The sequence below is a fragment of the Vibrio sp. La 4.2.2 genome (assembly GCF_027586995.1).
In the GTDB taxonomy this organism is placed as follows: domain Bacteria; phylum Pseudomonadota; class Gammaproteobacteria; order Enterobacterales; family Vibrionaceae; genus Vibrio; species Vibrio mediterranei.
Genome location: NZ_JAPPTJ010000002.1, coordinates 184,752 through 197,837 on the forward strand (window position 1 = coordinate 184,752; position 13,086 = coordinate 197,837).

Annotated in this window: 12 protein-coding genes; 5 read left to right on the plus strand and 7 right to left on the minus strand. The window is 43.6% G+C overall.

All coding sequences use genetic code 11. The annotated features are described in order from the left end of the window. The first annotated feature begins 105 nt into the window (after window positions 1–105). Window positions 106–2,103 carry a methyl-accepting chemotaxis protein gene (locus OH456_RS04020; RefSeq protein WP_270032852.1) on the plus strand — a complete coding sequence of 666 codons (1,998 nt, stop codon included), beginning with the start codon at window positions 106–108 and terminating at the stop codon, window positions 2,101–2,103. A 60-nt stretch (window positions 2,104–2,163) separates the two neighbouring features. On the opposite strand, the gene OH456_RS04025 is transcribed toward OH456_RS04020, so the two are convergent. Both OH456_RS04025 and OH456_RS04030 read right to left on the minus strand, forming a co-directional pair. After that, window positions 2,164–2,631: a YjiG family protein gene (locus tag OH456_RS04025; RefSeq protein ID WP_006069530.1), complete on the minus strand. Its 468-nt coding sequence runs from the start codon at window positions 2,629–2,631 to the stop codon at window positions 2,164–2,166. Beyond that, window positions 2,628–3,365 carry a nucleoside recognition domain-containing protein gene (locus tag OH456_RS04030; RefSeq protein WP_006069531.1) on the minus strand — a complete coding sequence of 246 codons (738 nt, stop codon included), beginning with the start codon at window positions 3,363–3,365 and terminating at the stop codon, window positions 2,628–2,630. The genes OH456_RS04025 and OH456_RS04030 overlap by 4 nt, the downstream gene beginning before the upstream one ends. 325 nt (window positions 3,366–3,690) lie before the next feature. On the opposite strand from OH456_RS04030, the gene OH456_RS04035 reads away from it, so the two are divergent. Beyond that, window positions 3,691–4,866, plus strand: coding sequence for a hypothetical protein (locus OH456_RS04035; protein WP_270032853.1), 1,176 nt, complete (start codon window positions 3,691–3,693; stop codon window positions 4,864–4,866). A 49-nt stretch (window positions 4,867–4,915) separates the two neighbouring features. Here the strand turns inward: OH456_RS04035 and OH456_RS04040 are convergent, their stop codons facing one another. After that, window positions 4,916–6,061 carry a ribosomal protein uL16 3-hydroxylase gene (locus tag OH456_RS04040; protein WP_270032854.1) on the minus strand — a complete coding sequence of 382 codons (1,146 nt, stop codon included), beginning with the start codon at window positions 6,059–6,061 and terminating at the stop codon, window positions 4,916–4,918. Between the two features lie 158 nt (window positions 6,062–6,219). On the opposite strand from OH456_RS04040, the gene OH456_RS04045 reads away from it, so the two are divergent. Continuing rightward, complete coding sequence (locus OH456_RS04045; RefSeq protein WP_006069534.1) at window positions 6,220–6,879, plus strand: DUF3313 family protein; 660 nt, start codon at window positions 6,220–6,222, stop codon at window positions 6,877–6,879. 49 nt (window positions 6,880–6,928) lie between these two features. Here OH456_RS04045 and pstB read toward each other — a convergent pair whose 3' ends face one another. The 4 genes from pstB to pstS all read right to left on the minus strand — a co-directional run bounded on the left by pstB (window position 6,929) and on the right by pstS (window position 10,651). Further along, window positions 6,929–7,675: a phosphate ABC transporter ATP-binding protein PstB gene (gene pstB / locus OH456_RS04050; protein WP_443088624.1), complete on the minus strand. Its 747-nt coding sequence runs from the start codon at window positions 7,673–7,675 to the stop codon at window positions 6,929–6,931. 116 nt (window positions 7,676–7,791) lie between these two features. Then, on the minus strand, window positions 7,792–8,628 hold the full coding sequence (gene pstA, locus OH456_RS04055; RefSeq protein ID WP_270032856.1) for a phosphate ABC transporter permease PstA: 837 nt from the start codon (window positions 8,626–8,628) through the stop codon (window positions 7,792–7,794). Further along, window positions 8,625–9,554 carry a phosphate ABC transporter permease subunit PstC gene (gene pstC, locus OH456_RS04060; protein ID WP_270032857.1) on the minus strand — a complete coding sequence of 310 codons (930 nt, stop codon included), beginning with the start codon at window positions 9,552–9,554 and terminating at the stop codon, window positions 8,625–8,627. Before pstC ends, pstA begins: the two co-directional genes overlap by 4 nt. Before the next feature lie 53 nt (window positions 9,555–9,607). Further along, on the minus strand, window positions 9,608–10,651 hold the full coding sequence (gene pstS / locus OH456_RS04065) for a phosphate ABC transporter substrate-binding protein PstS (protein WP_270032858.1): 1,044 nt from the start codon (window positions 10,649–10,651) through the stop codon (window positions 9,608–9,610). Window positions 10,652–10,983: 332 nt separating this feature from the next. Here pstS and OH456_RS04070 point away from each other — a divergent pair, with 332 nt between their 5' ends. Together OH456_RS04070 and OH456_RS04075 are read left to right on the plus strand one after the other, a co-directional pair. After that, complete coding sequence (locus OH456_RS04070) at window positions 10,984–12,363, plus strand: sensor histidine kinase (protein WP_270032859.1); 1,380 nt, start codon at window positions 10,984–10,986, stop codon at window positions 12,361–12,363. Then, a complete protein-coding gene (locus tag OH456_RS04075) occupies window positions 12,360–12,992 on the plus strand; it encodes a response regulator (RefSeq protein WP_270032860.1) in 633 nt (210 codons plus the stop codon). The genes OH456_RS04070 and OH456_RS04075 overlap by 4 nt, the downstream gene beginning before the upstream one ends. Window positions 12,993–13,086 lie beyond the last annotated feature (94 nt).

Consider the following 13,086-nt stretch of genomic DNA (forward strand, 5'->3'; position numbering starts at 1 on the left):
TACCTTCGCAAAGAGTTGGTAACAAATCGTAAAACAAAACATTGAATTTTTGAGATAGATGCCGATATAGTGATGAATTAATCAGGATTTTATAGAGGTTTAAGGATGAAGCTCTCGATATCGGGTAAGCTCAGAACAAGTTTTCTGGCGCTTGGCGTACTTTTTATCGTCTCATCACTTTTTGTGTATCGCAGTGTAGAAAGCGTGCAAGCAGACACCCAGTCTTTGTTATTACATGACCTTCCAACGGTCGATGCCAGTCGGCAACTTGGTCAGTCTATTCAAGAAACGGTTTCAGAATTGCGAGGCTTTCTGCTCTTAGTGGGCTCTGAAGAGCAAGTCGAAAGCTATCGTGGAGAGGTTCTCTCAAAAATAGATCTAGTTGATATCCAGTTGATTAGCTTGGAATCATTGATTTCTTCTCAGCAATACCAAGTCATCAATGATGAATGGAGCACTATTAAAGCAACTTCAGCTGATATTTTAGCAATAAGCCATACCGATGAAAATTTACCGGCGCACTCTCTATTTATTAATGAAGCCGCTCCTATTGCCGAAGTGGCTCTCGATCAGTTGCAAGGACTGATCAATGATGAAGCCGGAAAAACGGAAGGTGGAGAGAGAAAGCGACTCTTTAAGCTTTATGCCGATGGTTATAATTCTCTCGCAAATGCATTAGCGGCGCTACGTGACTACTTGCAATATGGCGCGCAAGATTATCTAGATAAGTATGCGGACTTGATGAAATTCCACGACCAAGTCGTGACCCAAATTGGTTACAAGCAATCGTTCATGAGTGATAGTGACCAGAGCTTATGGTCTCTATTTAACGAAATGAAAGCGTTGTATGTTCCGCTAGCAAAGCAAGTTATTGAGATACGACAATCGGATGGTTGGAATCGCTCGAATAGTCTGATGTCTGACACTTTGCTGCCTGCGATTAAAGTGGTTCAAAATGAACTGAATGGTATCGTTAGCGCACAACAACAAAAAGCGTCATCGACAGAACAAAGTATCAGTAGTAGCGTGACCGCACTTATTACCGTGCTAGGCATCAGCTGTATTGCGGTACTTGTCGCAGCGTTTGTCATTTCTCATATTATGGGACGCCAAATAGGAGGGCGTATTTCCCTTATTGTCAAACGAGCTCAAATTATCGCGGAAGGTAACGTCTCCAGTGAACCACTGGCGGTGTCTGGCAGTGATGAGCTTGCTGATTTGACCAAATCTATTAACGCTATGAACCATGCGCTGGCAACATTAGTTGGTCAAGTTACCAATAGTGTAGAAGCTGTTGAACTGAGGATGGGCGATTTAACTCAAAACAGCCGTGAAAGTTTGACTAAAGTTGAACAGCAGTCACAACATGTCGATGAAATAGGTCACTCTTTGTCTGAGGTTGCGGTAGGGTCTGAACAAACGGCCAGTCAAGTACAGTTGTCGTCCTCGGCATTGGTTGATGCGAAACAAGAACTGATTTCTGGTGAGGATGTGTTGACCGAAAACCATACCAACATGACTTCGTTAGTCACGACCATTGAAACAACTCAGCAGTTAGTTGAACAATTAAGTAACGAGAGTCAAGCGATCGGTAAAGTGACTGAGGTCATCGAAGGGCTAGCAGAGCAAACCAACTTACTGGCACTGAACGCAGCGATAGAAGCTGCGAGGGCTGGAGAACAAGGGCGAGGCTTTGCCGTTGTTGCTGACGAGGTGCGAATGCTGGCTAGTAGAACGACGGAATCGACAACGGAAATCAACACTATCATTCAAGCTATTCGAACTTCCACAAGTAAAGTTGTAGAGCAAATCAACGTCGGCACCACCATAGCATCCGAAGCGATGGAACAAACTAGTGGCGCATTGAGTCGAATTCAATCATCCGGTGAACAGGTAGAGCTCGTAAATGACCAGATGGCAAGCTTGGCGGCAACCGCGGAGCAGCAGGCGATGGCCACTCAGTCTATTTCGAAGCTTGTTAACGAGATTAATGAATCGCTTAAATTAGTAGCGGAACAATCTCGTACAACAAACCATGTAACGGAGCAAGTCACCAGCAACGTAGGGGAGTTGCACGCTCAGGTCGCTAAATTCAAGGTCTAGCAAACAAAAATGCCCTTCATATGAAGGGCATTTTCTTCACATATTTTAAGCGCTGCTGAGTTAAACCAAAATGTTCATTAGGAACATAGCGCCAAACGCGTTCAAGACAGAAATTGCAATCATTACTGGGATATAACGACCCTCTGTACCGATTGGTCCCATGATACGTCCCATATATTGAATTTGAGAACCCATCAAATAGATAGCTGGAGCTAGGATGGCAATATGAGTGCCGTTTAGAATGCCTTGGTCGAATAAAGTGATTACCACACCGACAGCACCGCCCATAGACATCCAAGCACCGATAAGTACAGCAGCAGCTTCACCCGGTAGGCCAAATACAGCCATCACAGGAGAGAATAAAGCGCCCATTGCATCCAATGCCCCCGTTATCTGTAGCGCTTTAATAATGACAAACGCCATTAGAACGTTAGGGACTGTAGATGTGGTTGCAATAACCCAACCTTTCTTAGCACCTTCAACAAAGATGTCCGTCACCATAGGTTTTTTCGCTTTTACTTCACTCATGATGTCGCCTCTTGTTTAGTCATAGTTTCGTCGTCTTTATTCGACTTGTCTTCTTTACCTTCAGTGATATTTAGGTAAACACGGAATAGATTGGCACCAACAAACTTAAATAAGAACATAACGGCTACCGCTAAACCGATTGAGGAAGAAACAGCTAGTGAGCCGTCCATCATCGTTAACGTAAACAGCACCGCGCCAGAAGAGAAGAAGTTAACAATTGCTGCGCCAGCAGTGAACTGGAACATAGTGAAGACATCCGTTTCGCGTTTGGTCAAATGACCTTCGTCTTTCAACTGTCGAGTCATCGCAGCACCCGCATCAGTACTTTGAAGTGAAGCGATAAGTGCCAAGCCAGAGTTTCCTGGGATACCCATTAAAGGACGGAGAAGAGGAGAAAGAAGTTTGCGAGCCGCATCAAGTGCTCCGTAGTGCTCTAAAACATTGATCATGCCCAGTGCAAACATAACGGTTGGAATTAGTGTTAGTGCAAAAATGAATCCGTCACGAGCACCGCTACCACCAACACCTCGAAACGAAGTGGTAGCAGCTTGTACGCCAGCTTCCGTTTCAGTTACGTTGTGGGCAACTTGTCCAAATGCGCCGTTGAGTGTTGTAAAGTCAAATACCCCATACCATTCGTTGGATTGGAGTAACCCAGAGAAAAACACAATAGCAAAAGCTAGCGCAATGTAGCTTCCTATCGTTACCTTACGTTCTTTAGTTGAATCAGTCATATGACAGCCTTGAGATAGTGGAACAGTGTGCATATTTTGAGGAGTTTGATGTGCTAGAGAGATGATCGCGGTCAATTAGAATATGTATTTATATGAAGCGACTGTAACAAAATATATATCTGTGAATCAGCTTTGAAATTAGATATAGCTCTGCTAATCCCAAGGTTAAAGTTTCTAATGAGAGGGCGGAATATGTATTCAATTTGGCTAAGGAACAGAGTGGGCACTAGTCATAGTATGTTACTTAACTATCCCGTGTTTTACTTATTTCGCAGCAGCATAATTGGGACACTTTGGGATACTTTTAGACATTAGGTTCCTAATTATGATGGAAAAACATGGTATTTCGTATTGGTACGCAGCAGCGTTTATGTTTGGTGCGGTGCAGTTGGTGGCGTTACCGATTTTGATTCCAAGTCATATATTTGAAGTAACAGGGTCGATGGCACATACTGGCGCGGCTCTAGCCTTTGTGGGGCTGAGTGGTTTTGTTGCGCCAATCATAGGCAGTGTGATAGATCGTTTGCGAGCTCATGCCTTAGCGCAGAAGCTCGCTTTGTTGAGTCACATTGTTGCGATGGTTATTTTTGCGTTTGTCCCTCAAACATTGGCAATGTATTTGGCGACGTTTCTTGTCGGCTTGGGCTCAATCACTTTAATGACGGTTAATCCTACATTTATCGTGGCTGCGGGTTACAACGACGAACAGCAAGCTCTGCGTCTTACTCGAATGAACCAAAGTATTTTTGTTGGTGCAGTGATGATGGGAGCAATACTCCCCCTGAGTATAAACCTGAGCTCTCAAGTAGCATTTCTTGTCGTCGCTATTACCGCTGTACTCTCATTAATGATCAGTGAAATTGACAGCAAGAAAGCGGCATCACGTTTGGTACTAGAAGAGACGACTGAGTCAGAAACAACGGAAAAAGGTCATTGGAATGCCACGTTCGTGACGTTTTTATTGGCGGTGTTCATCGCTATGATTGCGAGTTCCAATCAGGTGGCGCAAGGTCCTAATCTATTTGAAAGCTTATTCTCAATCGATAAGTCAGCAACTTCATTATTACTGGCATTCTCCTCTGTAATTAGTTTACTAACGTTGGATATCGCAGGTCGAGCGTTAACCAAATTTGGTGCAGGGAAGGTATGGATAGTCGGTTTAATCGGTTATTTTGTCGTCGGTTTGGTATTGTCTTTACTGGCGACAGGGTACGCGCGATTTTTCTACTTGCCGTTAGTCATGCATTTGTTGTTTATGCAATGCTTATCTATGGTCGACATGGTTAAACCGGCTATTGTCGCCAAAGTAACCACTCTGCCTCCGGCTTCTACACAAGGCTTGCTACTGTTTGCTATCGCGGGCGGTTATGCAGCTGGTACAACGATGGGTGGAATCACCGCAGAATGGTTTGGATTAGCGAGTATCTTTAGTTTAGTTACAGGCGCTTCAGCGATTGCTGGGCTGTTTGCTGTACTTACGTTATCAAGAATCAAATCTTAGAAGGAAAATTGGCGTGTTAACGGTAAACGCAGCCACGCCATTATGCTAGTTATTCAGCAAACCAATAGCCTTTATTGACTAGTTCAGTGATTAACGAAATCGCAGCGGAGTTTTGTGTTAACGATTCTCCGCTGTTTTCAAGACAAATAGTATCTTGGTTAGAGAGCAATTCTGCGAAGCTAGTTAACTCTTCAGGGATCTTGAACATTTCACCGTTTACATAAATCATGTTCGGCTCGGCTTCGTGTGAAAGTGTTCTTAATCCAGCGACTTTGAATATAGCGCCACCACTTTCTAGGTGCTGATACACATCCTCGCAACTCCACTTTGAACTAGGCTCAATAATATTAAGTTGGTGTCGAGATTGGCTCAGCATGCATCCCATGAAATCTTTGATAGTGTCTTCGTCATCCAGTTTCGCTTTTAGCATGCTGACAAGGGAATCTAAGTCGCTTGTTGAAATCTTACCAAAGTTGTCTTGTGTGCGAAGATCGGGCTTGTGGAGATGCTCATCACCATAATCGTGAGCCAAAATGTAATCTGCGAAGTTACTAATAAGTTCTTGTTCTTTTGGAGAGCGGAATCCAACAGAGTAGCTCATTGAAGGTTCAAGGGCGTATCCATCGTGTGGGAAACCAGGTGGAATGTAAAGAATGTCACCGGGTTCCAAAATGTCATCAATCTCTGCTTCGAAAGATTCGATTTGGCGTAGCGCTTCATGGCGCTGAGTCTCTTTATACTGTCCAACATCTTTTGCGCCAACTCGCCAATGACGTTTACCCATACCCTGAATAATGAATACATCATATTGGTCGATATGAGGACCAACACCACCACCCTCGACAGAGTAGCTAATCATTAGATCATCAAATAGCCATTGCGGCATAGTTTGAAAAGGTTTAACAAGTTGCGCTGCGCCGTCATGCCAATGGTTCGCCGCCTGAACGATAAAAGACCAATTACTCTGAGGTAGAGAGGCGAACTTATCATCACCAAAAGGACCGTGTTCGGCTAGCCAATTATTATCAAGATTAGATACAAAACGTGAGTCGACCACTTCTTCCATCGTTAATCCTGCAAGTTCTTCGGGAGTGAGAGGATCTTGGAATTCAGCGAATCCCCCCTTGATGATTGTTGGCTGTTTTTGCCAATAATTGCGTAAGAACTCGTCGAGAGAGATGGTCAATTTATACATGGTTTTACCTAGTCTTCGTTTGATTGCGGAGGGATTCTAACAAAAACAGCTAGCAACACCCACGATAATCACGATGGCTCACGTTTTTCACTCTCGACACTGTTTATTAAGTGAGTGGCGCCTATGCTTGAAAGGTGACAATTGAGGAGGTCCGGAGCTTGAAAGTAAAAATCTTGGTGTTATCGATGATGTTAGCTGTGACGGGATGTACAAATACGCTTCCAACGCAGTCAGACTATAAGCCGCAAGACAGTTATCGACACTTTGCGGTGGAAACCATAGGTACGTATGACGGCGTTTCTTGGTATGAACAAGGCTTTAGTCTCAATAACTACGCTGCTCTAGAATTAGGAACCGTCACCGCGGAGCGTAAAGCAAACCAAGCGTATGTGTCACAGAGTGTCGTTGATACATTGCGCTCTGAACTTGAGCAATCGCTACGAAAGCGAATAGAAAATCACTCTGTGAAATCATCGATGAATAGCAAACAAACTCTGGAAGTGGCTGTTGATGTACAGAACATTGAAGGAGTTTCCGGTGCAGTGAAGCCAACGGATTTCATTCCTATTGGTGCGGTTATCGATTTAGCTAAGGTTGTTTCAGGCACACGTGATCGTAACTTGCGATTGATTGTGTCCGTCGAACTTGTTGAGAGCGAGAGCAAACAAGTAGTAGGAAAGAGATTATTCGTTATCACTGATAAAGGGGTATTGGAGAATCGAAACTCAGAAATAACAGTAAAGTTACTTGAGCCAGATGTTAAAGAAATCTCTGATAACGTTTCTGCTTTCATCGAATATTTGAGTCAGAGAAGTTAGCCCACTCGATAAGAGCGGGCCATGAAGATGAGTCGTTGGTTGCGTAATACTAACCAAAGTCCCCTGAAATATAGCGCCTTGTGCGCTCGTTTGCCGGGTTATGGAAGATGGTCTCAGTAAGGGAAAACTCTTCGAGTTCTCCCAAATACATAAAGCCTGTGTAGTCAGAGATACGCATTGCTTGTTGCATATTATGTGTGACGATAACGATCGTGTATTTCTCTCGTAACTCTGTGATTAAGGTTTCTATTGCGGCAGTCGCAATAGGATCAAGCGCCGAAGTCGGTTCATCCATCAAAATAACTTCAGGCTCAAGGGCAATCGTACGTGCAATACATAGCCGTTGCTGCTGCCCACCCGAAAGGCCATTCGCATCGTGATGCAAATTATCTTTTACTTCTTCCCATAGGTGCGCTCGTTTAAGTGCCGATTGAATACGAGCGTCAATCTCGGCTTTTGATAGCTCGCCTTGTATCTTTAACCCAAACGCCATGTTGTCGTAAATAGACATTGGGAATGGTGTGGGTTTTTGAAATACCATCCCGACTTTAGAACGCAGTTCATTTACATCTGTATTAGAAAATATGGATTCGCCATCAAGAAGAATCTCACCTTCTGCGTACTGGTTACCATAAAGATCATAAATGCGATTTAAGGTGCGCAGTAGCGTGGATTTTCCACAGCCTGACGGTCCAATTAGTGCCGTTACTCGGTTTTTATATATCGGCATCGACACATTCTTCAATGCAGGATTTAGCCCTTTAGCATAGAAAAAGTTTAGATTTTGAATATCCATACGGTGTGTCAGATTAGACACGTCGTTGGCGTTGTTTGTCTCACAATCAAGGGTAGAAATGCAGCTTCCAAGAATGGATTGTTCGCTATTTTGAATTATGTTTGCAGTAGCCATACTTATGCCTTTCTCGCTTTTAGAAGTTTCGGCAAAGCTGTTGCCGTGATATTTACAATCAAAATAAAGGTGGTAACGATGAGAGCGCCCGCCCATGCCAGTTCTTGCCAAGAGGCGAAAGGACTCATAGCAAATTGATATATGGTGACAGGCAAGTTAGCCATTGGTTTGCTCAAATCAGTCGTTAAGAAACTGCTGTTCAATGAAGTGAAAAGCAGAGGAGCCGTTTCGCCAGAAATACGTGCGACAGACAGTAATACGGCAGTAATAATTCCGGGTCCAGCGGCTCGATATCCAAGCTGGGTGATGACTCGCCACTTCGGAGCGCCTAGGCCACTTCCTGCTTCTTTCAATGTTGGTGGGACCAAGCGCAGCATCTCTTCTGTCGACGCTACGATCACAGGCAACGCCAATATTGCTAATGCAATTGCACCTGCCCAGCCTGAATAACCTCCGGTTGGAACCACGATAACCGCATAAACAAACAAGCCAACTAGGATTGAAGGCGCACTCATAAGCATACCGTTTAGGAAGCGAATTGATTCGGCAACTTTATTGCCAGGCTGAGCCTCTACTAACCATGTTCCAGCAAGTACCCCGATAGGTGTAGCTATGAGGATACCGATAGTGGTGAGCATTAAGCTCCCTAATAGAGCATTTTTGAGTCCACCATGACTGCCAGGACCTGGAGTAATCTCAGTAAAGACTGCCCACGTGATGCCTTTGATTCCTTCACCCACTAAGGTATACAGTACGCAAGCCAATACAAACACACCACATGCTGCAGAGAAGGTACAGAATGCGAGAAACAGCTGATTCTTTAGCTTTCTTATTTTCATGATGCTTTCCCTACTAGACGACGAGCAAATCCCATCACGAAGAACGTAATAAAGAAAAGTACAACGCCAAGCGCAATCAGTGATGCAATATGCGTTGGGTCGGTGGCTTCATTAAACTGCTGAGCGATTGTCGATGAGATTGATGCAGCAGGCATAAAGAAAGAAGTTTCAATACGGTTTGCACCCCCAATCACAAATGCGACCGCCATGGTTTCGCCTAGTGCGCGACCCAAACCCAAGATACCAGCGCTCACGGTTGCATTTTTCACTTTAGGAATCAGTACCTTGGTAATCACCTCAAAAGGTGTCGCTCCGGTACCATAAGCTGCTTCTCTCAACACATTGGGGATAGACTTTAGTGCATCTCGTGTAAGTGACGTCATGATTGGTAAAATCATGAAGGACAGAATAATGCCCGCAGTAAGAAGTCCGATGCCAATAGGCGGACCATTAAACCAAGGTCCGATGATGGGGATTTTAATAAGGTGTTGACCAGCCCAGGTTTGGAAGCCATTTGAGAACCAAGGAGAAAAGACAAAAAGACCCCACATACCATAAATAATGCTTGGAATAGCCGCTAGCAATTCGATCGCTTTACTTACCGGTACGCTGACCCATTTAGGCGCTAACTCGGCGAGAAATATTGCTGTACCTAAGGCAATAGGGACGGCAATAATAATGGCAATTAGTGATGTCACTAGAGTACCGTAGATGGCTGACGCAGCGCCGAACTGACCTCGAATCGGATCCCATACGTTATGGAATACAAAGCCCGGTCCGAATTCTTTAAATGCAGGCCATCCTCCATCAATGAGTGACAGTAAGATTCCAGAAAGAGTAACAAGAATAAGTAGGGCACTAGTAAAGCTCAATCGTTCGAAAATTGAGTCGCCATTTACTTTGTTGGATAAAGTTAAAGTAGTCATAATACTGGGAATACGAGCCTGAACCTCGAGAGGTTAGGCTCGTTAATAGTGAATTATTTAATAATGGCTTGATTGTTGGTTTTTAGACTTTGTTTCCAAGTGTCATTAACCATGCTAACGACTTTCTTCGGCATTGGAATATAGTCGAGTTCTTCAGCAGCTTTGCCTTGGGTATAGCTCCATTCAAAGAACTTAATAATCTCTTGTGCTTTCTTGGCGTCAGGTTGGTCCTTATGCATCAAGATGAAAGTTGCGGCGGTCATCGGCCACGAATCAGCTCCCGGTTGGTTGTTAAGAAGTAAATGATATCCTGGAGCGTCTTCCCAATCGGCGTTTGCGGCAGCGGCTTGGAAGGTTTTCATGGTTGGCATTAGATATGCACCATCGTGAGCCTGCATTTGTGTGTACGCCAGATCATTTTGTTTAGCGAATGCATATTCTACGTAGCCGATAGCACCACGAGTGCGCGTAACGAAGTTGGCGACACCAGCGTTACCGTTTCCACCAATTGCCGTCGCTGCCGAGGGCAATGCGATGTCTTTGCTTGCACCGATTTTTTCGTGCCATTCTGGGCTAACTTGATCAAGATATTCAGTGAAATTGAATGTAGTACCTGACCCATCAGAGCGGTGGACAACATAAATAGGTTGATTCGGGAGCGCTATATCTGGGTTAAGTCCCGTAATAGCTTTATCGTTCCAGTTCTTGATATTTCCTAAGTAGATATCAGCTAATACTTTGCCTGTCAGTTTTAATTGACCTGCCTTGATACCTGGGAGGTTGATTACAGGGACAATCGCGCCCATGACCATAGGAAATTGAATCATGTCTTCTTTGTTCAACTCTTCGATGGTAAGCGGTGCATCTGTCGCGCCAAAGTCTACCGTTTTTGCTGTGATCTGACGAATGCCACCACCAGAACCGATAGCTTGATAGTTGATCTGGATACCCGTTTCCTTTTGGTATTGCTCAGCCCACTTTGCATAAATTGGATGAGGGAAAGTCGCGCCCGCACCGTTAATAGTGGTCTTTGCTGCCAAGCCGAATGATGCAGTGACTAACAAAGAAGACAAGAGAGCTGATCTGATAAATTTCACAATATATCTCCGATATAATTCGTTTAGTGTGGGCCATTAAAAAGGAGTAATACTTTTTAATGGCCCGGTTTAGTTTTGTGTTCAAATAAAACTAAGGTGATTGAAACTACTCAATCCATTAATCGGTATGTACCAATCAACAAAGCGGAGATTAAGAACCAAATATTACAGTTATATTAAGCGAGTACGTGACAGTGCTATTTAACGCAAAGGTTTATATAAAGTGATGCCTATCTGATAATAAAACTTCACAACATTTTACTTGGTTGTTTTAGCATGTAATACTTCTATTAATAGGTAACTTAACGATGTGAATTAAAATATTACAAAGTATGGATGAATTACTTACTTTTTCAGTTTATTTGGTTTATGGACTCGCTTTCTTTGCGATCTTTTTCGCTATATTGTTCCGAGACCTGAGTCAAAGTCGTATTTCAATGGCATCGGCACTACCGACGCTTGCTGCGTTCGGTTTATTACATGGTCTGCATGAGTGGTCTGAGCTTTATCTTGTTATTTACGCTGACGACCTAGAAAGTGTCACGGGCTTAGCAACCTTCAAGGTCGCCAAGTTGTGGCTGTCGTATATTGCATTGGGTGCTTTTGCGTGGCAGTTGCTTTCAGTAACCACTTGGCGGCAGATAAGATGGATAAAAGCATTAGGTTGCGCTGCGTTTATCTATTTCATGTTCAGTGTGGTTATCCAGTACTGGGCGTTAAGCTATAGCGATTACCTGCAACTGATTGCCAATCAAGTTCGCTTGATTTTTGGCTTTGGTGCTGCTTGTTCAGCAGGGTTAGTGATGTACGTTTACGCGAATGAGCTTGAACACGAAGGGCATGGTGCTTCAAAACCGTTTAAATTAACTGGACTCGCATTAGTTTTATATGGCATTTCAGCAGGAGTACTTACTGCCGAGTTTGGCATCTGGGTAATAATACTGCGAACGGTTAGCGCAATACTCATACTCATCTTCATTTGGAGAGCTTTGCGAGTCTTTGATCGTGAGCGAGATATACAGTTAGAAACTCGGCTTCAGCAGTCACTGCATGATGTGAAACTTCGTGAATTGGGAGAGCTATCGTCAGCCGTGGCCCACGAAATCAAGACACCACTCTCAAGTGCAACGATGGGCTGTGATATTCTTGAGCGTCAGCTACCTGAAAACGATGTATATCAACGCCAGTTGACGCGAATTCGTACTGGGCTTGAACGAGCTGCAGATATCAGTCAAGAAGTCCTAAATTACGCACATAAAAAGCCCGTATTACGAGAACGAGTGAACGTACAAGACGTGATTTACAATACATTTGAGCTTAATCGATTTCGACTTGACGGCACTGACTGGCAAGTAGATTGTCAACATGGTTTAGAGGTAGTTGGTGATGCTCAAGCTTTGCAAGATGTAATTTCTAACCTGATATCGAATGCTTGTGATGCTAGAAAAGATGGGTTAATTATAACCTTTAAGGCCTATCAAGAGCAGTTGAACGCAGTCCTAGTGTTTAAAGATAATGCTGGCGGTATAAGTAAAGAGATCATTGCGAATGCTTGTAAGCCATTTTTCACAACGAAACCAAAAGGTGAAGGGACAGGGATGGGGCTTGCTATAGTGAATCAATTGGTAATGCAGCACAATGGGTCAATGAACCTCTACAACGAAGGTTGTGGTTTGACCGTAGAAATAAAACTTCCGAGATATTTGAAATGACACTGAGATTGTTACTAGCTGAAGATGACAATGAACTGCAAGAAGCACTGATTGAAGCACTTAGCCTCGAGTCATTTGATGTCGTTGCATTTGATAATGCCGAAGATGCCATTGAGGCTGCATTGGTACAACACTTTGATGTTGCGTTACTCGATGTGGTGATGCCTGGTATAACGGGCATAGAAGCGTTATCAAGTCTTCGTCGAATTCACCCGAACATTGGCATAGTGATTTCTACGGCATTTGCGACGGTAGATGTTGCTGTGGATGCGATGAAAAAGGGAGCGGACGAGTTTCTTACTAAACCTTTTAACCTCACTACGGTTTCGACAACCTTGAAACGAATTCATGCTCAGCGATCTCCTAAGTCCCCTAAGCTAGAGCGGGATGATGATTTAGTGTTTAGCGCTCTGTCGAATCCTATTCGACGACAAGTGCTTAAACAATTACGACTGCATCGTAAAATGAAGTTCATGGATCTATGTCGAGTAGTGGGGGTAGAAGATCACACCAAATTCAATTTTCATTTACGTCAATTAGTTAAAGCCGGGCTGGTGTTTAAGGGTGAAGGGAAAATTTATTCTTTAACTCAAATGGGGCTGCAAGTCCATTCGGGGTTATTAAAATAATGATGGGGATTTAATTGATATAACAATTAAATCCCTAAGAAAAGCGTTATACATTATCTATCAAACTATGACGTTAATATAACTCAATAGGTTG

What these genes read in the sequence shown, in the direction of transcription:
- OH456_RS04020 (WP_270032852.1), top strand. Translation starts at nt 106, where the DNA reads ATGAAGCTCTCGATATCGGGTAAGCTCAGAACAAGTTTTCTGGCGCTT.
- OH456_RS04025 (WP_006069530.1), bottom strand. Translation starts at nt 2,631, where the DNA reads ATGAGTGAAGTAAAAGCGAAAAAACCTATGGTGACGGACATCTTTGTT.
- OH456_RS04030 (WP_006069531.1), bottom strand. Translation starts at nt 3,365, where the DNA reads ATGACTGATTCAACTAAAGAACGTAAGGTAACGATAGGAAGCTACATT.
- OH456_RS04035 (WP_270032853.1), top strand. Translation starts at nt 3,691, where the DNA reads ATGATGGAAAAACATGGTATTTCGTATTGGTACGCAGCAGCGTTTATG.
- OH456_RS04040 (WP_270032854.1), bottom strand. Translation starts at nt 6,061, where the DNA reads ATGTATAAATTGACCATCTCTCTCGACGAGTTCTTACGCAATTATTGG.
- pstB (WP_443088624.1), bottom strand. Translation starts at nt 7,675, where the DNA reads ATGGATATTCAAAATCTAAACTTTTTCTATGCTAAAGGGCTAAATCCT.
- pstA (WP_270032856.1), bottom strand. Translation starts at nt 8,628, where the DNA reads ATGAAAATAAGAAAGCTAAAGAATCAGCTGTTTCTCGCATTCTGTACC.
- pstC (WP_270032857.1), bottom strand. Translation starts at nt 9,554, where the DNA reads ATGACTACTTTAACTTTATCCAACAAAGTAAATGGCGACTCAATTTTC.
- OH456_RS04070 (WP_270032859.1), top strand. Translation starts at nt 10,984, where the DNA reads ATGGATGAATTACTTACTTTTTCAGTTTATTTGGTTTATGGACTCGCT.
- OH456_RS04075 (WP_270032860.1), top strand. Translation starts at nt 12,360, where the DNA reads ATGACACTGAGATTGTTACTAGCTGAAGATGACAATGAACTGCAAGAA.